This is a genomic window from Desulfovibrio aminophilus DSM 12254 (assembly GCF_000422565.1).
Taxonomy (GTDB): Bacteria; Desulfobacterota; Desulfovibrionia; order Desulfovibrionales; family Desulfovibrionaceae; genus Aminidesulfovibrio; species Aminidesulfovibrio aminophilus.
The window spans coordinates 63,323-82,649 of the sequence record NZ_AUMA01000017.1; the positions used below are offsets into that span (position 1 = coordinate 63,323).

23 protein-coding genes and 1 tRNA gene are annotated in these 19,327 nt (G+C 65.0%); 3 read left to right on the top strand and 21 right to left on the bottom strand.

Annotated features, from left to right (window positions below; genetic code table 11):
* Position 1 precedes the first annotated feature (1 nt).
* From H587_RS0111350 to H587_RS0111415, 13 genes are all read right to left on the bottom strand, one after another.
* Positions 2–1,783 (bottom strand): Na(+)/H(+) antiporter subunit D, encoded by a 1,782-nt coding sequence (locus H587_RS0111350; RefSeq protein ID WP_027176378.1) that lies wholly within the window; start codon positions 1,781–1,783, stop codon positions 2–4.
* Entirely contained in the window at positions 1,770–2,027 is a 258-nt protein-coding gene (locus H587_RS0111355) for a hypothetical protein (RefSeq protein WP_027176379.1), read from the bottom strand. Before H587_RS0111355 ends, H587_RS0111350 begins: the two co-directional genes overlap by 14 nt.
* A gap of 9 nt (positions 2,028–2,036) precedes the next feature.
* Positions 2,037–3,524: a monovalent cation/H+ antiporter subunit D family protein gene (locus H587_RS0111360; RefSeq protein WP_027176380.1), complete on the bottom strand. Its 1,488-nt coding sequence runs from the start codon at positions 3,522–3,524 to the stop codon at positions 2,037–2,039.
* A gap of 4 nt (positions 3,525–3,528) precedes the next feature.
* Positions 3,529–3,837, bottom strand: coding sequence for an NADH-quinone oxidoreductase subunit NuoK (gene nuoK, locus H587_RS0111365; protein ID WP_027176381.1), 309 nt, complete (start codon positions 3,835–3,837; stop codon positions 3,529–3,531).
* Positions 3,834–4,343 carry an NADH-quinone oxidoreductase subunit J family protein gene (locus H587_RS0111370; protein WP_027176382.1) on the bottom strand — a complete coding sequence of 170 codons (510 nt, stop codon included), beginning with the start codon at positions 4,341–4,343 and terminating at the stop codon, positions 3,834–3,836. Before H587_RS0111370 ends, nuoK begins: the two co-directional genes overlap by 4 nt.
* Before the next feature lies 1 nt (position 4,344).
* On the bottom strand, positions 4,345–4,920 hold the full coding sequence (locus H587_RS0111375; RefSeq protein ID WP_027176383.1) for a 4Fe-4S dicluster domain-containing protein: 576 nt from the start codon (positions 4,918–4,920) through the stop codon (positions 4,345–4,347).
* Between the two features lie 15 nt (positions 4,921–4,935).
* On the bottom strand, positions 4,936–5,907 hold the full coding sequence (gene nuoH, locus H587_RS0111380) for an NADH-quinone oxidoreductase subunit NuoH (protein ID WP_027176384.1): 972 nt from the start codon (positions 5,905–5,907) through the stop codon (positions 4,936–4,938).
* Positions 5,908–5,913: 6 nt separating this feature from the next.
* The gene (locus tag H587_RS0111385; RefSeq protein WP_027176385.1) at positions 5,914–7,077 is read right to left on the bottom strand and encodes an NADH-quinone oxidoreductase subunit D; all 1,164 of its coding nucleotides are present in this window, start codon (positions 7,075–7,077) and stop codon (positions 5,914–5,916) included.
* Between the two features lie 28 nt (positions 7,078–7,105).
* On the bottom strand, positions 7,106–7,660 hold the full coding sequence (locus H587_RS18330; protein ID WP_034609262.1) for an NADH-quinone oxidoreductase subunit C: 555 nt from the start codon (positions 7,658–7,660) through the stop codon (positions 7,106–7,108).
* Positions 7,657–8,211 carry an NADH-quinone oxidoreductase subunit B gene (locus H587_RS0111395; protein WP_027176386.1) on the bottom strand — a complete coding sequence of 185 codons (555 nt, stop codon included), beginning with the start codon at positions 8,209–8,211 and terminating at the stop codon, positions 7,657–7,659. Before H587_RS0111395 ends, H587_RS18330 begins: the two co-directional genes overlap by 4 nt.
* A complete protein-coding gene (locus tag H587_RS0111400) occupies positions 8,187–8,567 on the bottom strand; it encodes an NADH-quinone oxidoreductase subunit A (RefSeq protein WP_027176387.1) in 381 nt (126 codons plus the stop codon). Before H587_RS0111400 ends, H587_RS0111395 begins: the two co-directional genes overlap by 25 nt.
* 214 nt (positions 8,568–8,781) lie before the next feature.
* Positions 8,782–10,113: a GGDEF domain-containing response regulator gene (locus tag H587_RS0111410; protein WP_027176388.1), complete on the bottom strand. Its 1,332-nt coding sequence runs from the start codon at positions 10,111–10,113 to the stop codon at positions 8,782–8,784.
* A 19-nt stretch (positions 10,114–10,132) separates the two neighbouring features.
* The gene (locus H587_RS0111415) at positions 10,133–10,834 is read right to left on the bottom strand and encodes a 2-phosphosulfolactate phosphatase (protein ID WP_027176389.1); all 702 of its coding nucleotides are present in this window, start codon (positions 10,832–10,834) and stop codon (positions 10,133–10,135) included.
* A 187-nt stretch (positions 10,835–11,021) separates the two neighbouring features.
* Here H587_RS0111415 and H587_RS0111420 point away from each other — a divergent pair, with 187 nt between their 5' ends.
* Positions 11,022–11,963, top strand: coding sequence for a UDP-glucuronic acid decarboxylase family protein (locus tag H587_RS0111420; RefSeq protein ID WP_027176390.1), 942 nt, complete (start codon positions 11,022–11,024; stop codon positions 11,961–11,963).
* A 21-nt stretch (positions 11,964–11,984) separates the two neighbouring features.
* Here H587_RS0111420 and H587_RS0111425 read toward each other — a convergent pair whose 3' ends face one another.
* From H587_RS0111425 to H587_RS0111435, 3 genes are all read right to left on the bottom strand, one after another.
* The gene (locus tag H587_RS0111425) at positions 11,985–12,551 is read right to left on the bottom strand and encodes a D-glycero-alpha-D-manno-heptose-1,7-bisphosphate 7-phosphatase (RefSeq protein ID WP_027176391.1); all 567 of its coding nucleotides are present in this window, start codon (positions 12,549–12,551) and stop codon (positions 11,985–11,987) included.
* A 153-nt stretch (positions 12,552–12,704) separates the two neighbouring features.
* Positions 12,705–13,718: a glycosyltransferase family 4 protein gene (locus H587_RS0111430; RefSeq protein ID WP_027176392.1), complete on the bottom strand. Its 1,014-nt coding sequence runs from the start codon at positions 13,716–13,718 to the stop codon at positions 12,705–12,707.
* A gap of 13 nt (positions 13,719–13,731) precedes the next feature.
* Entirely contained in the window at positions 13,732–14,874 is a 1,143-nt protein-coding gene (locus H587_RS0111435; protein ID WP_027176393.1) for a glycosyltransferase family 4 protein, read from the bottom strand.
* Between the two features lie 118 nt (positions 14,875–14,992).
* On the opposite strand from H587_RS0111435, the gene H587_RS0111440 reads away from it, so the two are divergent.
* Positions 14,993–15,589: a phosphatase PAP2 family protein gene (locus H587_RS0111440; RefSeq protein ID WP_027176394.1), complete on the top strand. Its 597-nt coding sequence runs from the start codon at positions 14,993–14,995 to the stop codon at positions 15,587–15,589.
* Here the strand turns inward: H587_RS0111440 and H587_RS0111445 are convergent.
* From H587_RS0111445 to H587_RS0111455, 3 genes are read right to left on the bottom strand one after another with little or no spacing between them, the layout of a single operon-like run.
* Complete coding sequence (locus H587_RS0111445; protein WP_027176395.1) at positions 15,586–16,290, bottom strand: TVP38/TMEM64 family protein; 705 nt, start codon at positions 16,288–16,290, stop codon at positions 15,586–15,588. The genes H587_RS0111440 and H587_RS0111445 overlap by 4 nt on opposite strands.
* Positions 16,287–16,553 carry a hypothetical protein gene (locus H587_RS18335; protein WP_034609264.1) on the bottom strand — a complete coding sequence of 89 codons (267 nt, stop codon included), beginning with the start codon at positions 16,551–16,553 and terminating at the stop codon, positions 16,287–16,289. The genes H587_RS0111445 and H587_RS18335 overlap by 4 nt, the downstream gene beginning before the upstream one ends.
* A 13-nt stretch (positions 16,554–16,566) precedes the next feature.
* Entirely contained in the window at positions 16,567–17,277 is a 711-nt protein-coding gene (locus tag H587_RS0111455) for a glycosyltransferase family 2 protein (protein WP_245560872.1), read from the bottom strand.
* Between the two features lie 102 nt (positions 17,278–17,379).
* Here H587_RS0111455 and H587_RS0111460 point away from each other — a divergent pair.
* Positions 17,380–17,456 (top strand) — tRNA-Met (locus H587_RS0111460).
* Positions 17,457–17,758: 302 nt separating this feature from the next.
* Here H587_RS0111460 and dnaB read toward each other — a convergent pair.
* Positions 17,759–19,090, bottom strand: a complete 1,332-nt coding sequence (dnaB, locus tag H587_RS18340) for a replicative DNA helicase (protein WP_051202710.1) — start codon at positions 19,088–19,090, stop codon at positions 17,759–17,761.
* Entirely contained in the window at positions 19,087–19,299 is a 213-nt protein-coding gene (locus H587_RS21400) for a Lar family restriction alleviation protein (RefSeq protein ID WP_156904531.1), read from the bottom strand. The genes dnaB and H587_RS21400 overlap by 4 nt, the downstream gene beginning before the upstream one ends.
* Between the last annotated feature and the right edge of the window lie 28 nt (positions 19,300–19,327).

Consider the following 19,327-nt stretch of genomic DNA (forward strand, 5'->3'; position numbering starts at 1 on the left):
TCTAACCGAAGTACCAGACCAGTCCGAACACACACAGCGCCAGCACGGCGGCCAGGGCCAAGTAGTCCTGGAGGTTGCCGTTCTGGACCTTGGCCCCGGCGCGACCGATGTTGCGCACCGTGTAGGCCGAGCCGTCCACCACCGTATCAATGCCCTTCTTGTCGAACCAGACCGCGCCGGCCGCCAGAAGCAACAGGCCGCGCAGACCGGCGACCCTGTAGGCCTCGGTCCAGCGGTCGTCGATCCAGGCCACGGGGCGGCACACCAGCCGGAGGACGCCCCGGCCGATGAGTCGGTAGAAGTAGTCGAGGTCCAGGTTGAGCTTGGCGTGCGGCGTGATGATCTCACGCATGAAGTAGAAGGCCAGCCCCGAGAAACCGAGGAGCAGGAGCGACTGAAGCACGTGCCAGGCGGTCCAGGGCACGTAGGCGTGCTCCACGTGGTACGGCAGGTAGCGGTAGAGCATCTCCGGGTAGAGGCCCTGGGCGATGCACAGACCGGCGGCCAGCGCCATGCCCGCGTACATGTTCCACGGAATGGGCTTGAGCTTCATTTCCCAGTTGGTGGGCTTGCGGCCCCAGAAGGCGAAGTACGGCAGCTTGATGCCCACCGAGATGAACGTGCCCACCGCCGCGATCTCCAGGCCCAGGGCCAGGATGGTGCGATGCGCCTCGGCGGCGCCCGCGATGGTCATGGTCTTGGAGATGAAGCCGTTGAACAGCGGCATGCCCGAGATCGAGAGGGCCGCCACCATGTAGAGGATCATGACCCAGGGCAGGCGCGCCACCAGGCCGCCCAGTTTGTCCAGCTTGGCCGTTCCGGCGGCGTAGAGGAGGCAGCCGGTGCCCATGAAGAGCAGCCCCTTGTACAGGATGTGAGCGTAGGCGTGGGCCACCGCGCCGTTGAGCGTCATGGCCGTGCCGATGCCGATGCCCGCCACCATGTATCCCACCTGGGAAACGATGTGGTAGGAGAGGATGCGCCGGGCGTTGTTCTCGATGCAGGCGTAAAGCACGCCGTAGACCGCCATGATCGTACCGGCCACGGCCAGCACCTCCCAGCCCGCGAAGCCGCGCGCCAGGACGTAGACCGCCGTCTTGGTGGTGAAGGCGCACATGAACACCGAGCCGGTGACGGTGCCGCGGGGGTAGGCGTCGGGCAGCCAGGCGTGCAGCGGAACCACGGCGGCGTTCACGCAGAAGCCGATGAGGATGAGCCAGTCGTAGTAGGCCGCACCCGTGGGCAGAATGTGCTCGAAGGCGAAGGTGCCCGTGGCCTTGTAGCGCAGGAGCATGCCGCCCAGGAGGAAGAGCCCGCCGATGGTGTGGTACAGGAAGTACCGGAAGCCGGCCAGCACGGACTCGCGGGTGCGGTTCAGGAAGACCAGGAACGTGGAGCCGATGCTCATAAGTTCCCAGAAGAGGAACACGGTCAGGTAGTCGCCCGCGAAGACGCAGCCGAACCCGCCCGCCACGTAGAGCGAGGCCGCGATGTGCTGGGCCTTGTCCTCCACGTGCAGGGCGTAGAACATGCCGATGAGCGACATGATGGCGAAGACCTGGGCGAAGACGATGGAGAGTTTGTCCACCCGGCCCCAGATCATCTGCTGGCCCAGATAGGGGACCATGCCGTAGACGCCCGGCTCCACGGTGAAGATGCTCCAGATCGCGATGACCGGAGGAAGGAGCAGGAGCCACTTCCACTGCCGCCCGGGCAGGACCGGCAGGATCAGGGCCAGGGCCAGGAAGCCCAGCGCGGGATGGATGAAGCTAGATGTCGCCATAATGGTCCTCTTTGCGTGCGATGAGGGGCTGGACGATCTTCTTCATGACCAGCACCATGACCAGGCCGATGATCAGGCCGAACCCGGCGAAAAACCCGGGATACTTGTCCAGACCGAAGTGCGGTTCATGGGTGTTGATCACGAAGTTCAGCCCCACGAGCCCGGCAAGGACGACGAAAAAGAAATTCCGCCAGGCCTTGTACTGGGTCTTGAGCCGTTCGAACAATGCGCCGAGACCGTTCATAGCCGCTCCCTAGTAGTTCCCGAAGACGCGGACGAAGTCCTGGAACAGTTGCGGATAGAAGCCCAGGACCAAGGAGACGAGGGCCGTGAAACACAGCGGCACGACCATGGTCAGGGGCGCTTCCTTGTATTTCTCGATGTCCACCACCGGGGCCTTGAAGAAGGCCCGGTAGAAGATCGGCACGAAGTAGCCGGCGTTGAGCGCCGTGGACATCAGCAGCGCCACCAGGAGCACGATCTGCCCGGTCTGGAGCGTGCCGTTGACCAGATACCACTTGGAGACGAAACCGCAGACGGGCGGCATGCCGATCATGGACAGGGAGGCCAGGCCGAATGCCCCGAAGGTCCAAGGCATCTTGCGCCCCAGGCCGTTCATGAGGCTGATCTTCTTCAGGTGCGTGGCCACGTAGATGGCGCCCGCGCCGAAGAACAGCGTGATCTTGGAGAAGGCGTGGTGGGCGATGTGCATGACGCCGCCCTGCACGGCCATGGGCGTGAGCATGGCCACGCCGATGATGACGTAGGAGAGCTGGCTCACCGTGGAGTAGGCCAGCCGGGCCTTGATGTCGTCCTTGGTCAGGGCGATGAACGAGGCCGCCACGATGGTCAGCGCGGCCAGATAGGCCGTGGGCAGGCCCAGGCCGAGGACGTCCATGGTCTGCACGCCGAAGCCGGAGAGGATGATCCGGCTCACGGAGAAGACGCCCGCCTTGACCACCGCCACCGCGTGCAGCAAGGCCGAGACCGGCGTGGGCGCGACCATGGCCGAGGGCAGCCAGTTGTGGAACGGCATCAGGGCCGCCTTGGCCAAGCCGCAGATATACAGGGCGTAGGTCAGACGCACCAGGTTCGGATGCTTCGCCACCACGTCGGCGGGGAACATGCCAGTGAGCACGTTGCCCAGGCTCATGTCCAGGGTGCCGCAGAGCACGTAGGTCATGATCATGGCCGGGAGCAGGAAGAGCTTGGAGGTACCCATGAGGTAGACCAAGTACTTGCGCGCCCCGGCGAAGCCCTCGGCGTCCTGGTGGTGGGCGACCAGGGGATACGTGAAGACGGTGATCACCTCGTAGAAGAGGTAGAGCGTGAACACGTTGGCCGCGAAGGCCACGCCCACGGCGCCGAAGATGGCCACCGCGAAGCAGAAGTAGTAGCGGGTCTGGGCGTGCTCGTTGAGCCCGCGCATGTAGCCCACGTTGTAGCTGGTGGCGAAGCCCCAGAGGAACGTGGCGATGAGCGCGAAGATCATGCCCAGGCCGTCGGCCACGAAGCTCACCGTGATGCCCGGCAGGATCGTGAACAGCGTGTAGGTGTAGATGTTGCCCTTGAGCACCCCGGGAACGAACGTGCAGATGGTCAGGAAGGCCACCGCGGCGGCGATGAAGGACATGGCCTCGCGCTTGTTCACGTCGCGCCGGTTGAACCAGATGGCGAAGGGCGCCACCAGGGTCACCGCAAGGGGAATGAGGAGCTTGGCGCTTTCGATTGTCGCGGTCATGGCGCTATTCCTTCAGGCTGGAGACTGCGCTGGTTTTGGTCGTGCCGAAGCGGCGCGAAACCACTACGATGATGGCCAGGGCCAGAGTGGCCTCGGCCGCCGCCAAACCCATGACCAGGAGCGTACCGAGCTGCCCCAGGACCGCGTTGGCCTCGGTGAGCTGGGCCGCCGCCACGATGGACAGGCCCGCGCCGTTGAGCATCAGCTCCACCGCGATGAGCATGCCAACTAGGCTCCGGCGCTGGACGATGCCGTACAGGCCCGCCACCAGGAGCATGAGGGCGACAAGTTGATACAGCGTCAGGGCGCTCATTTCTTCTCCCTCCTCTCCCAAGCCAGGAGCACGGCCCCGGACATGGCCACCAGAAGCACCACGGAAATGAGTTCAAAGGCCAGGAAGTACTGTTCCAGGAGCCCCTTGCCCAGTTCGACGATGGGCACCTCCAGCGGCACGGCCTTGGAGGCCGCAGGATGCTTCATGAGCAGCCAGGAGAGGATCGCCGCCGGGGCCAGACCGGCCAGCAGCGCATAGAGGTACTGCTTCACGGGGGCGGGTTCGGCCTCCTCGCCCTCGCCGTGGGCCCGGGTGAGCATCACGGCGAAGAAGATGAGCACGCAGACCGCGCCCACGTAGATGAGCAACTGCATGAAGGCCATGAAGGGGGTGTTCAGCAGCAGGTACATGCCCGCCACGCCGAAGAGCGTGACGACGAGCCCCACCAGGGCCCGCACGAGGCTGCTGCTGCCCACGGCCAGCACGGCTCCGCCCAGAATGATCAGGGCGTAGACCGCGAACGCGACTTTCGCCAACACTTCCATCTTACGCCTCTTTGGTCTCGGCTTCGGGCTTGGACTCGGCCGGATGGCCGCTCTTCTCGGCCTGGCTCCTGAGCCGGGCCAGCAGATCGTACTTGAAGTCGTTCCTGCTGGTGCCGACCACATACAACTCGTGGGAGAACCGGATGGAATCAACCGCGCAGGCCTCGATGCAGGTGCCGCACAGGCTGCACAGGCTGAAATCGTACTTCCACTGGGACGGCTCCTTGGGAGCCGACGGCTTCTTGACCTTCTCGCCCCTCGCCTCGGCGTCCTTGATGGCCTGCTCCTCCTCGGGGGAGAGCTTGGGCGGCTTGGACTTGACCACGGTGATGCAGCCGCTCGGGCAGGCCGAGACGCACATCAGGCAGGAGATGCACTTGGGCTTGGCGGGATCCTTGGGACTGGCCACCAGCTCGATGTGCCCGCGGTAGGTCTTGTTGATCTCCGGGTCGATCTCCTTGCGGGGATAGTGCACGGTCACGTGCTTCTGGCAGAAGTACTTGCCGGTGATCTGAAGACCCACGATGAGGCTCCAGAGATCGGCGATGGACCGGAAGAATTTCTTGATGGGATTCATTTCGCCTCCACCGCCCTAGAAGACCTTCATGAGGAAGGCGGTGCCCAGAAGATTGAGGGTCGCCAGGGGCAAGAGCCACTTCCAGTTGATGTTCAGCAACTGGTCGAAACGGATGCGGGGATAGGTCCAGCGGACCCACATCATGAAGGCCACCATGCCGAAGACCTTCGTCAGATACCACCAGAAGCCGTCTGCCCCGGGGCCCTTCCAACCGCCCAAAAAGAGCGCCGCGCAGACGCCTGAAACGACAATCATGTTGGCGTATTCCGCCAGGAAGAACATGCCGAACCCCATACCTGAATATTCAGTATGGAAACCGGCGGTCAGTTCGGACTCGGCCTCGGGGAGGTCGAAGGGAGCACGGTTCGTTTCAGCAAAGGCGCAGACCACGTAGAGCAAAAATGCGATAGGCTGTTTGACGAAGTTCCACTGCCACGGCCAAGAGCCCTGCTGTTCTACAAGGGTAGAGAGGTTCAGGGTGCCAAACTGAAAAGCGATGGCCAAAACCGACAACAGGAGGGGAATCTCGTAGGCCACGGACTGGGCCACGGCGCGTCCGGCGCCCAGAAGACCGTATTTGTTGTTGGAGGCCCATCCGGCCAGAAGCAGGGCCAGGACGTTGAAACCCGCGAATGCAAGGATGAGCAGGATGCCCAGGTTCACCTCCCAAACCGTAAGTACAGGACCAAACGGGAGGGGGAGGTAAAGGAGGAGAACCGGGAAAAAGGCGAGCACCGGAGCCATCCAATAAAGGAATGGATCAGCGTTCGTCGGCATGACGAGTTGCTTGCCGATGAGTTTGAGCGCGTCCGCCACGGCCTGGAGAATGCCGTGCGGCCCGACCTCGAACGGGCCTGGGCGGCGCTGCACATGACCGGCGATCTTGCGCTCGGCGTAGACAAGCACTATGGCGCTGAGGCCCACGAAGGCGGCCACAACCACCAGGCCCACGACGATGCGGATGAGTTCTACGGCGATTCCGTTCATGTGCTCCTACCTGTCGATCTCGGGAATGATCAGGTCCAGGCTGCCGAGAATGGCCACGGAGTCGGCCAGCAGCGTGCCCCGGGAGGCTTCGGCGAACAGGCTCAGGTTGGAGAAGCCCGGAGCCCGCAGCTTGATCTTGTAGGGAGTCTTGCCGCCGTCGCTGATGACGTGCACGGCGATCAGGCCGCGTCCGCCCTCCACGGGGAAACAGGCCTCGCCCTTGGGCGCCTTCCAGGAGTACTTGGGCGCCTTGTCCACGATGATCTTGCCCTCGGGGAGCTGGGCCAGGGCCTGCTCCACGATGCGCAAGCTCTGTTCGATCTCGTCCAGACGCACCAGGTAGCGGGCCATAGCGTCGCCCTTCTGGTACACCGGCACCTGCCAGTCGAAGCGGTCATAGACGGAATACGGCTCGGCCCGGCGCACGTCGTAATCGATCCCCGAACCGCGGGCCACCGGGCCGGTGGCGCCGTAACGGCGGATCATGTCCTGGTCGAAGACGCCGATCTCCTCGACGCGCTTGCGCAGGATGATGTTGTCGGTGACGAGCGCCTTGTACATGGGCAGGCGGCCGCGCATGTAGGGGATGAAGTCCTTGCAGAGCTCGATGAACTTGTCGTTGATGTCCGCGCAGACACCGCCGATGCGGAAGGAGCTGTAGGTCAACCGCGAACCGGTGAGGATCTGGAGCATGTCCAGGAGCCGTTCGCGGTCATCAAAGGCGTACATGATTGGAGAGAACGCGCCGAGGTCCAGGATGTAGGCGCCCCACCAGAGCAGGTGCGAGGTGATGCGGTTGAGCTCCGTGGAGATGACCCGGATGAACTCGGCCCGCTCGGGCACCTCGATGCCGCCCAGGCGCTCGGCGGCCCCGGCGAAGGCCCAGTTCCAGGCCAAGGGATGGCCGTAGTCCACGCGCCCCATGTTGGGCATGTACTGGACCAGGGTCTTCACCTCGGCCATCTTCTCGTGCATCCGGTGCAGATAGCCTAGCACCGGCTCGGCCCGCAGCACATACTCGCCGTCCAGTTCCAGCAGAACCCGCAGCACGCCGTGGGTGGACGGGTGCTGAGGCCCCAGGTTCAGGATGAGCGTGTTCTCGCGGGCGCCCTTCTGGAAATTCTGGGTGTAGAAATCACCCGTCACCAGATCCAGTTTTTCGTTACGCATCGTCGCTCCCGTTGGTCCTTTCGGCCTGTCAGGCCCCGGTCGCCTCGGCGCCGGCGGTCTTGGCCTTCTTGCCTTCTTCCTCGGCCTTGGGGGTCAGGAGGTCGAAACCCGGTTCGGCCCGCAGCACCTCGCAGGGGGTCAGCAGATCCGCTAACCCGGCGCGGGCTCCCTCCTCCTTCTGAAGGGGATGCGCGTCCAGGTCCGCGGGCAGAAGCAGGGGCACCAAGTTGGGGTTGCCGCTGAACTCGATGCCGTAGAAATCATGGGTTTCGCGCTCGTGCCATTCCGCGCCATGGAAGACGTTCGCGATGGACGGCAGCTTGGGGTCCGCGTGGGACACGAGCACCCGCAGGGCCACGCGGCACGGACGGTCCATGTGATTGAAGCGGTAGACGACGAGGTAGCCTTCCTTGACGTCGATGGCCGTGATGTCCTCCAGGAAGCACTCTTCCTTATAGAGGCACTTGGCGGCCCGGACGATCTCGGAGGCGGACAGGAAAACGGACCAGTGAAGGCCGGTCTTGGCGTAGTCGCACTTGGCCACGCACTGGGTGGACAACTGGTCGAACACGGTCTCCATCATTTGACCGCTCCTTGAACCGGATTGGGCCACCAGCGGCGGCCGGTCATCTTCTTCTGGATCTCGAAGAGGCCTTCCAGCAGCCCCTCGGGGCGGGGCGGGCAGCCCGGGACGTAGACGTCCACCGGGATGAGGTTGTCCACGCCCTCGACGATGCCGTACTGGCCCTTGAACCGGAACGGGCCGCCGGAGATGGCGCAGTTGCCGAGCGCCATGACGTATTTGGGCGCGGGCATCTGCTCATAGAGACGGACCACGGCCGGGGCCATCTTCTTGGTCACGGTGCCGGCCACGATCATGAGGTCGGACTGACGCGGGGACGGGCGGAAGACCTCGGCCCCGAAACGGGAGATGTCGAAGCGGGCCATGCCGACGGCCATCATTTCAATGGCGCAGCAGGCAAGGCCGAAGGTCATGGGCCACAAGGACATGGCCCGACAGACGTCCAGAATGTTCTGGACGGCTTCCACCTTGATGATCGGCGGATCGATGCGCGCTCCGCCGGCGGTGAGGCACTCCGGCTTGACGACTACAGCCGAATCTTGTGCGGCCATGTGAACACCCCTTTTGCCCAGAAATAGACGATGGAGAGACCGAGGAAGGTCAAAAAGATGAAGACCTTGACAAAGGCAAGCCAACCCTCGGCCAAGTGATAATGGACGGCCACCGGGAAGAGATAGAGCACGTCGACGTCGAAGGCCAGGAAAATGAGCGCGTAGACATAGTAGTTGACGCCGAACTGCGTCCAGGAACTGCCGAAAGGCTTCATGCCGCACTCATACGGCATGCCCATGTCGCCCCCCCTGGCCCTCGGGGAAATAAGCGACGCCAGAATCAACGGGCCCGCGGCAAAAAGGATGCCGACGATCAAGAACAAAATAATGGCGAGATGCAGCCAATTAAAGACCATAAGCCACCCTTCCTTGCGGATGTAGCATCAATGTATCAGAAAAGAGACACAGTCACAGTGGTTGGAAAAGTGGCTTTTTATTTGCCCCAATTCAAAGGGGACGTCAACCCCTTTTTTTCAAAAACGACGGGAGAAAAACAGAGAATCAGAGGGGGAAATCAGGGGAAATTCGGGGGACGCGGCAAGGGGTTGCCCCTTTTCCCTCATGCGGCCGTCAACAGGGGATCGAACCGGCGAACGCCGGACGGTTGCCGCCGCCCTTTTTCGCCGCATACATGGCCGCGTCGGCCCGGCTGACCAAGCTGCTGGCGTCCTCGGCGTCGCCGGGGAAGAGGCTCACCCCGACGGAGACGCCGATGTGAAACTCCGCGGCGCCGATCCGGAAGGGTTCGGCCAGGGCGGCGATCATGTTCTCGGCCGCCTGGGTCACGCTGTCCAGCTCCGTGACCCGCTCCAACAGAACGCCGAACTCGTCGCCTCCCAGCCGCGCCAGGGTGTCCGAGGCCCGCACGCGACGGCGCAGGCGCCCCGCCGTCTGAAGCAGCAGTTCGTCGCCCGCGCGGTGGCCGAAGTTGTCGTTCACGGATTTGAATCCGTCCAGGTCCAAAAAGAGCACGGCCAGACCATAACCGTAGCGCTTGGCCCTCGCCAGGGCGTGTTCCAGGCGGTCGAAAAAGAGCAGGCGGTTGGGGATGTTGGTCAAACCGTCATAGGTGGCCCGGTAATGCAGGTCCAGGGCGCTCTTCTTGCTCTCGGTGGTATCCTCGAGCACACCCTCGATGAGTCGTTCGCCATCGGGGCCCTCCACCAGCCGGGAACTCTCCGAGACCCAGAGGTGCTCCCCATCGCTGCGCCGTATCTGATACTCACGGTTGGCCACTACGCCGTCGCGCAGCAGATTCTCCAGGTAGGTCCGGCGCTCCTCGTTGTCCACGAGGATGTCCAGGCCCATGCCCGGCCGCCCCACCAGCTCGGAAGGCGTGTCGTAGCCCAAAAGCCGCGCGGTGGCAGGGTTGACCTCCAGGAAGGTGCCCTCCATGTCGCACTGGAAGATGCCCTCCACGGCCCGTTCGAAAATGGTCCGGTATTTCTCCTCGGCCCGGCGAAGGGCTTCCTCGGTGCGGCGGCGCTGAGCGATCTCGGCCTCCAGCAGGGCCTTCTGGCGATGCAGGTCGATGAACACGTTGACCTTGCTCCGCAGCATCTGGGCGTCCACCGGCCGGAAGAGATAGTCCACGGCCCCCACCTCGTAGCCGCGGCGCACGTTCTCCGGGTCCTGGAAGATGGAAGTGACGAAAATGATCGGCACACCGGCCCCCCGGGGCGACTCCTTGATGGCCCTGGCGGTGTCGTAGCCATTGAGGCCCGGCATCTGCACGTCCAGGAGGATCAGGGCGAAATCGTGCGCCGCGACCATCTCCAGCGCCTGCTGCCCGTCCTGGGCCGTGCGGATGGAGATGTCCCCGCGCTTGAGCATGTGCTCGAGCACGACCAGATTCATGGGGGTGTCGTCGACGATGAGAATTTCCAGTGGATGGTCGGACACGCGGTCTCCGGTTCCGGCCTCAGGCCGAAGCGCCCGGCGCGGACCGGACGAGCAGAAAGCCGCCCCGGGGATCGGGCTCGGCGCGCAGGACGAAGTCGAAGCGATCCAGATCCAGACAGAGTTCCAGGTCGCGCGGCGGGGCGTAGTCCTTCGCCGGGTCATGGAACTTGGCCGCGCTCGGGACGGTCGGCAGATAGCCGGCCAGGGTCTTGAAGCTGTTGGGGAAGCCGTCCAGCTCGTTCTTGATGTAGATGGCGCACATGCTGTCCTCGGGGCTCGGCAGAACTCCGGCCTCCCCGAGAGCCACCAGGGTCACGATCTCGGGCCCGCGCGCGCGGATGTGCTCGACCACGGCCCGGGCGTTGACGAAGGAGCCGGTGACGATCTCGTCGGCCGACGCGGCGGCGGCCAGGCCCTGGGTGCCCGCGCTGGTGGTGAAGACCACCCGGCGTCCGCCGAAGTCCTCGTTTTCCACCAGGGCCGGAGAGTTGCCGTAATCGAACCCCGGCAGGGGGATGCAGTCGCGTTCGCCCATGAGCGCCGCACCGGGCAACGACTTGGCCAGGGCCCGCGCGTCGTCCTCTCCGGCGACGGCCAGGATCTCGCCGCCCGAGGCGGCCACGAAGCAGGCCGTGGTGAAGGCACGGAACACGTCGATGACCACGGTCAGGCCCCGGGCCTCCCGGGCCCCTTCCAGGCCGTAGGTGATGAATACGTTCACGCTCACCTCTCGTGCTCGCCATCCGGCCCGCTGGCGTGCGGAAACCGTTCAGCGGCGGAGCAATCTGGGCATGGGTCTAAGCCTGTACAGACAAACCGTCAAGACCGGCGCGCCTTGCGCGGCCCAAGGATTTCCTCTATATGCGGGCCTGACGAAAAGCGTCAACCATCGAATGGGAAGGACGGCCATGCGCAAACGGATTCTCGTCACCGGCGGCTCGGGCTTCATCGGATCCCATCTCTGCGCCCGCCTTTTGGAAGAAGGCTGCGAGGTGCTTTGCGCGGACAACTTTTTCACCGGGCGTAAGGAAAACGTCGTTCCGCTGCTGCACAACCCCTACTTCGAGCTGCTGCGCCACGACATCACCTTCCCGCTCTACGTGGAGGTGGACGAAATCTACAACTTGGCCTGCCCGGCCTCGCCCATCCACTACCAGTTCGACCCGGTGCAGACCACCAAAACCTCGGTGCATGGGGCCATCAACATGCTCGGCCTGGCGAAGCGCATCAAGGCCAAAATCCTCCAGGCCTCGACCTCCGAGGTCTACGGCGACCCCGTCGAGCATCCCCAACGCGAAAGTTACTGGGGCAACGTCAACCCCATCGGACCCCGGGCCTGCTACGACGAGGGCAAGCGTTGCGCCGAGACCCTCTTCTTCGACTACCACCGCCAGCACCGGCTGAGCATCAAGGTGGCCCGCATATTCAACACCTACGGCCCGAACATGGCCCTCAACGACGGCCGGGTGGTCTCCAACTTCATCGTCCAGGCCCTTCAGGGGAAGCCCATCACGGTCTACGGCGACGGCTCCCAGACACGCTCCTTCTGCTACGTGGACGACCTCGTGGACGGACTGGTGCGGCTGATGGGCTCGGGCGACGAATTCACGGGTCCGGTGAACCTGGGCAATCCCGGGGAGTTCACCATCCTGGAACTGGCCCGCAAGGTCATCTCGATGACCGGTTCGCGCTCGGAGGTCGTCTTCGAGCCCCTGCCCCACGACGACCCCATGCAGCGCAAGCCGGACATCGGCCTAGCCGAGGGTGTTCTGGGCTGGCGCCCGAGCGTGCCCCTGGAGCGAGGCTTGGTGAAGACAGTGGACTACTTCCGCCGAATGCTGGCCGTCTGAGAAGAAGCGGCCCGCCTCGGGTCACGATTGGGGACAGCCCCCGGCGATCAGGCTCTCCTCGATGATCCTCGCGGCCTTGGCCAAATCGTCGGCCACGTGATCCGGCGAACACTGCCCGGCGGACTCCACGGCCGCGCCGTATCCCGACCTGACCAGGATGGTTCGCGCGCCCACGGCCTGTCCCAGCTCCACGTCGCACGGCTTGTCGCCGATGACGAAGCATTCCGACGGGCGGAACCCCAGAGCCTCGGCGGCCTGCTCGATGAGCCCGGGCAGCGGTTTGCGGCAGTCGCAACGGTCTTCGGGGGTATGCGGGCAGAAGAAGATCCCCTCGATCTCCACGCCCTCGGCCAGGAGAAGTTCCAGCATGCGGCCGTGGATGCGCTGGAGCGTCTCCAGACTGAACATGCCCCGGCCCACGCCGGACTGGTTGGTGATCACGGCCAGCTTGCACCCGGCCCGGCGGAGACGCAGAAGACCCTCGGCCGCGCGGGGCAGAAGCTCCACCTGCGCGGGATCGGAGAGGTAATGCCGCTCGACGATGATGGTGCCGTCACGGTCCAGAAGGACCACGGGCGCACGTTCCATGGGTGTCTCTCCTTTCGGTATTTCCCGCTCCGGGAAGCGGTTCCGGGATGCCATACCCGCCAAAACCGATCAGATCAACAAAAACCGGCTGCGGCGTGGGCCGCTCCATTCTTTCACTGCCGACACAATACACTGTAATCTAATAGCATTGGTTCACTCATCAAGGAATCCCAACGCAGCCCAATAGTGCTCGGCGAAAACCCCGCGGCGATAGAGCCGCTCGACCTTTTCCCGGGCTTGGCGGGCCATGTCCGCGCGCAGGCCGGGGTCGTCGGCCAGGCGCAACACGTACTCGGCCCACTGCTCGGGGCGCTCCACCAGAAAGCCGTCCCGGCCGTGCTCCACAATCTCCAGGTTGACCCCGACGGCCGAGGCCACGGGCACCACGCCGCAGGCCATGCAGCGGAGAAGCCGGAAGCCGCACTTGCCCCGCCGGTACTCGTCGGCGTCCAGGGGGTGAAGCCCGATGTCCATCTCCCGGAGCAGGGCCACCTCGTCCTCCGGTGACCAGGCGACAAGGTCGGCCAAGGTTCTGCACTTCTCGGCGAAACGGCGTTCGGCCACCACGTTCAGGCGCAGACGCTCGGAATGCGGCTCCAGGCTCTTCAAGACTTCGCCCAGGGCGGAAAGCTCCCAGGCCGCGCCCATCCAGCCCACCAGGGGGCGGCCGTCGGCCGGGGCCGGCCGGGACGCGGGCGGAGTGTAGACCTCGGTGTCGATGGGCGTCGGAGCCACGACAACTTCCGGCCGCAACTTACGCGCCTCCCCGGCCAGATGCGCACTGGCGGCCAGGACCACGTCCACCGCCGGGATCATCCGGGCGAAACGCTTGCGGGCCTTGCGCAGGCGGCGCGTCGAGGCCGGGCTGGGGCTCTCGCCGGGATGTGCGGCCCAGAGGGCGTCGTCGTAATCGAAGGCCAGCCGGTCGCAACGCTTGCGGAGCACGGCAAGTTCGAGAGTCGAGAAGAGCTTCTTCTGTACGACCACGACCGTACTTCGGGGCAGGCGGGCGAGCCAGAACAGTCGGCGGAGGAAAAATTTCGGGACAGGCCGCCAGTCCACGGCGAGGCCTCGGGCGGAGCCGTCGGCCACCAGCGGCAGGACGCGGAAGCGGACGCTGGGGAGCGTCTCGCCCGATTGGGTCAGAAACAGGATGTCCAGGGTCATAGGGTGCCGGCGCTCAGGCGCCTTGTTGACTTTTCCCCCGCAGGCATTCGTCGGTCAGGGCCAGATAGGGGTCCAGGCCGCAGGCCACGTCGTCGGGCCAGACGAACTCCCCGGGACGGGGCTCCCCAGCCACCCGCTCCAGCAGGCGGGCCAGGGCGGCGTGATCGCCGGGGTCATCGAAAACCTTGTCGGACGGCAAAAAGGCCGCGCTGCCGTTGAAACGGCTGGAAACCGTGCGGCAACCACAGGCAAGGGCCTCCAGAACGGCATTGGAGCAGGCGTCGTAATAGGTGGCCAGGCAAAAGACGTCCGCGGCATTGTAGAATCCGGGCATGTCCTCCACCCGTCCCAGGAAGCGCACCCGATCCTCCACCCCAAGTTCGCGGGCCAGTTGCAGGTAGTGTCCCGCGCCCCGGCCGCCGGCCACGCGCAAGACGAAGCGTTCCGGCAACAGGGCCAGAGCCCGCAACAGGGGAGCGATGCCCTTGAGGGCGAAATTCGTGGCCGCCGTGGCGATCACCACCTGTTCCGGCTCCAGGCCCTCGCGGGCCCGCAGCCGCGCGCGGCCCTCTTCGTCCAGGACGTGGAAACGGGAGAGATCGGGGCGGTTGTAGATGACCCGCACGTCGCTTCGGGCCAGTTCGGGGTGGGCCTCCAGCAGCCAGTCCCGCACCAGGGTCGAGACACAGACGACAACCCGCGCCGAGCGGGCCTGCCGGGCCTCGATGGCCATGGAGAGCCAGTTGGCCGGGGAGAGGCGGCGGCGGAGCATCTTCATGGTCCGGGGCCAGCCCGGCCGCCAAGCCAGCTTGGACAGACGCCAGAACACGGGCAGCGGCCCGCCGCCGATGCGCAGGATGTCCTGGGAGAGGGTCTTGCCCAGCCCGAAGACGAGATCGTAGCGGCCGCGCCGGATTGCGGCTCCTGCGGCCAGGGTGAACCAGAGGGTCTTGAGGGCCTTGAACGGACCGAAGCGGCCCACGCGGATCACGCGGACCCCTTGCGGAGCCTCGACTTCCTGGCGGGCGCAGATGAAGTCCACGGCATGGCCCGCCCCGGCCAGGGCCCCGGCCAGGCGCAGGCCGAAGCCTTCCGCCCCCCCGTAGGAGCTCATCCGAGGCATGACCACGGCCAACCGCGCGTTCGCCACGCTCATGCTCCACGCATCACGGCCCGCCGCAGGAGGGCGGGAGTTTCAGTCATCGCCAAAGCCGGTTGCCCCCGGCGGCATTGCACCGTATACAAAGACATTCCATCCGTGAGATCGAGGGACCATGCTTTTCCATACCACGGCCGCCGACCTGGACCTTTTCGTTCTTCTGAACCAGACCCTGCGCTCTCCCGCGCTGGACGTCGCGCTGCCGGTCTTTTCCTCGCGGGCGGCGCTGTTCGTCCTCATGGCCGTCTGTCTGGCATGGGCCGTGCGGCGCGCCGGGCCACGGCAGATCGCGCTCTTTCTGGTGCTCCTGGCGGGCATGGGGCTCTCCGACCTTGCCTGCGGCCAGATCAAGGACCGTGTGCTGCGAGTCCGCCCCCTGAACGCCCTTCCCGGGGCCTTCTACCAGGAAAACGGCGACTGGAAAACCCGCCCCCCGGACTTCATCCAGACCAAGGAAAACGGTTCTTCCTATCCTTCGGCCCACGCCGCCAACTCCATGACCCTGGCCGTGCTGGCCATGCTTCTCTGGCCTCGGACCCGGCCCTGGCTCGGCCTGCTGCCGCTGCTGGTGGGCTGGTCGCGGGTCTACCTTGGCAAGCACTATCCGACCGACGTGCTGGCGGGCTGGTTGCTGGGGGTCGTGGTGGCGCTCATCGTCTGGCAGGTATGGAGTCGTCTGCCCGCGCGCCTGCGCCCGCCATCCGCCGTCTAGCCCTCTCCCTCCTCCACCGCCTCGGCGACTTCGCTCCGATGGCGGCGGTACATGCTCACGCCCAGGATCGTGGCCAGCAGGAACAGGGCCACGCTGAGTCCGATCTGGGCCATGGAGCTGACGTTCACGCCGCTGCCGAAGAGCGCGAACACGGCGGTTTGCGGCAGATAGCCCAGCACCGATCCGGCGAGGAACGGCCGGACCGGGATGCTGCTCACTCCGGCCAGAAGATTGGTGACGAGGTTGCTGCCCAATGGCAGCAGCCGGATGATCAGGGCCATGCGCAACGGGTCGCGGCGCAGGAAGGCGTCCACCTTGGCCACCCTCCCCTTGAAGCGGTGGGCCACGAAATCGCGGGCGAAAAAACGCGCGAAGCCCACGGCCAGGCCGCAGCCCAGGCCCGAGCCCACGGTGGCCAGGGCCAATCCCCACCAGAAGCCGTAGATGTATCCGCCGATGAAGCAGAGGAACTGGCGCGGCACGCCCAGGGCCGTGAGCACCCCGGCGACGGCCACGTATAGGAGCACCCCGGCCGCGCCGTGGTCGCGGATGTGGGCGTCGAACCACTGCCGATCGCTGAGCACGCCCTGCTCTCCCGCCCAGCGCAAGGCCCAGACCGCGAGGCCCATGAGGGCCAGCATGGCCAACCCCTTGAGCAGGGGTTTGAGAAAAGTCTGGCGATCCCGCCGGTTGACGCTCACGATTTCCGATCCTCCGCCCGCCGGACTGTCCGGCGCGTTCCCACGGCCACGCCCGCCAGGACGATGAGCTGACCGGCCAGAAGCACGGGGTCGGACTGAACCAGGCCATAGGCCAATCCAGCCGCCCCGCCGCAGCAGAGTCCGGCGAGAGCCCAGACCGGGGCCTTCAGGGGGGTCCGCCGGAACGCGTCCGGCCGAAGAAAGAAGAGGGCCTGGCCCAGACAGGCCGGAACCAGGAGCCACCAGTATTCGGGCAGAGCCATCGGGCCTCCCGGATCAATCGCTCTTTTCGCGGATGGAGTAAAGAAAGCTGCGCTTCTGGAGCCAGCGTACGCCGAACAGGTCGTAGAGTCCGGCCACGGCCCGGTCCCAGGTGCCGTACTTGGAGACGCCCTTGAGACGCGGCCGGTGGTTCACGGGGGCTTCCTCCACCCGCGCGCCCTGCATCTTCATCAGGGTGGGCAGGAAGCGGTGCATGCCCTTGAAGCGCGGCAGGCGGCGGGCCATCTCCGCGCGCATGATCTTCAGCGAACAGCCGGTGTCGCGCACGGTCTCCCGGGTCAGACGGTTGCGCACTCCATTGCCGATCCTGGAGGCGATGCGCTTCATGAAGCTGTCGCGGCGCTTGAGCCGCCAGCCGATGGCCATGTCGGCCCCGGCGTCGAACAGCTGGAGCAGCTTCGGGATGTCCGCGGGGTCGTTCTGGCCGTCGGCGTCCAGGGTCACGATGATCTCGCCGACGGCTGCGTCGAAGCCCGCGCAGAAGGCCGCCGACTGCCCCCGGTTCTCGGCGAAGGCCAGATAGCGCACCTCGGGTTGGGCCGAGGCCAGACGCTGGATGACGCCCAGACTGCCGTCCGTGCTGGCGTCGTCCACCATGACGACCTCCCAGGGACGGCCGAAGCCTGGAGCCGCCTGGCGGATCTCGGCCAGGAGCGGTTCCAGGTTGTCCTCTTCATTGAAGACCGGCAGGACGATGGAGAGCATGTGGGGCTGCATGACCGGACAGGGATACGGAATTTCGCCCAGGATGTAAATATGGAGTTGACAAACTCGGCCGACACGCCTAATTACCACTTTCTCACGTGACGCGGGGTGGAGCAGTACGGTAGCTCGTCGGGCTCATAACCCGAAGGTCGTAGGTTCAAATCCTGCCCCCGCTACCAGAAAGATGAAGGGCTTGGAGAAAATCTCTCCAAGCCCTTTTTCATTTTCCTAACCTATTCCTAACCAGGGTTCTCCTCTGGAGGTGTGAGCAGACAGTCAAAATGAGAATTTGTTGCAAGTAACTTGAGAATGAGCCCACCCCCACATCGCGCCTCTGGCACCAGCTTTGCTACGCGCGCGTGCGCGAACTACTCCCCAGGAATAACCACCGCGAGCGCGGCGATCAGCGCCACCACCGACCATTGACCATGGACTATAGCAAGTAGAAGGCAAAAAGCCAATAATCTTGATGTGTTATCACTCACACCGCCCCACCTTGGCTCAAGTTCTCAAACGCGGTGTACTTCTTCAGGAAGGCCAGCTCCACCTCGCCCACGGGGCCGTTGCGCTGCTTGCCGATGATGACCTCGGCGATCCCAGCCTTCGGGTTGTCGTCTTTCTTATTGTAGAACTCGTCCCGGTACAGGAACACGATCACGTCGGCGTCCTGTTCGATGGCCCCGGACTCGCGCAAATCCGAGAGCATGGGGCGCTTGTTCGTGCGCTCCTCCACCTTGCGGTTGAGCTGCGACAGGGCGATGACCGGGATGTTCAGCTCCTTGGCCAGGGCCTTCAGGTTGCGCGAGATGTCCGAAATCTCCTGCTCACGCGAGTCGATGTTGCGGCTGGAGCGCATGAGCTGGAGGTAGTCCACGACCACCAGCCCCAGCTTGTGCTCGGCCTTGAGGCGTCGGCAGCGGGCGCGCAGCTCCAGGGTGGACAGGGCCGGGGTGTCGTCGATGAAGATGGGGGCCTTGCCGAGCACGTCGGCGGCCTCTGAGAGCTTGGCCCAGTCCGCGTCGTCCAGGAAGCCGCTGCGCATCCGGCCCAACTCCACGCGGCCCTGGCAGGCCAGGAGGCGGGTCATGAGCTGTTCCATGCTCATTTCCAGGGAGAAGACCGCCGTGGCCACCTCGGACTTCACCGCCGCGCGCAGGGCCAGGTTCAGGGCGAAGGCCGTCTTGCCCATGCTCGGCCGACCGGCCACGATGATGAGGTCAGAGGGTTGGAGCCCGGCGGTCATATGGTCCAGGGCGTGGTAGCCGCTCGGGATGCCGGTTACGGCGCTTTTGGAGGCGAACCGCGCCTCCAACTGGTCAAAGACCCGGTCCACCAGGGGCTTTGCCGCCCAATAAGTCTTTTGGACCTTCGCCTCGGCGATCTCGAAGATCTGCTTCTCCGAGGCGTCCAGCAGGGCGTCCACGTCCCGGGCCTCGTAGCAGGCCGAGATGATCCCGCTGGACACGTCGATGAGGCGGCGCAGGACCGACTTGTCGCGTACGATGCGGGCATGGAACAGGGCGTTGGCCGCGCTCACCGGGGAGTCGGCAAGCTCCGCCAGGTACACCGGGCCGCCCACCTTATCCAGGTCGCCGGACTGCTTGAGGGCCTCCGTGACCGTGACCAGGTCCACTGGCTTGCTCTGCTCGGCCAGGCGCAGGAAGCTCTTGAAGATGGCCGCGTGGGCCGGAGAATAGAAATCCTCCGGGCCCACATGGTCCACCAGGCTGTTGAGCGCGTCCGGACGAAGGAACACGCCGCCCAGCACGGCCTGCTCGGCCTCCAGGGCCTGGGGGGTGAGGCGCGCGGTCATACAGCACTCCCATGATCCCAGGCAGCCCACGCGGACTCCCTAGAGGAGTAGGCTCCTGCACTCGCCCCGCACCCCCCACACGCCACCCAATACATGACAGGGCGGCCAAATTGCGTGGACTCCAGACAGCCGCATCCACCACAAAAAGGACACATCCGATGCTCTCCCCCCAGCACGGCCTGCGCGGCGCGGCGGCGCTCATCCTCCATACGCTCAGACTCCCATGCCTCCTCCCAC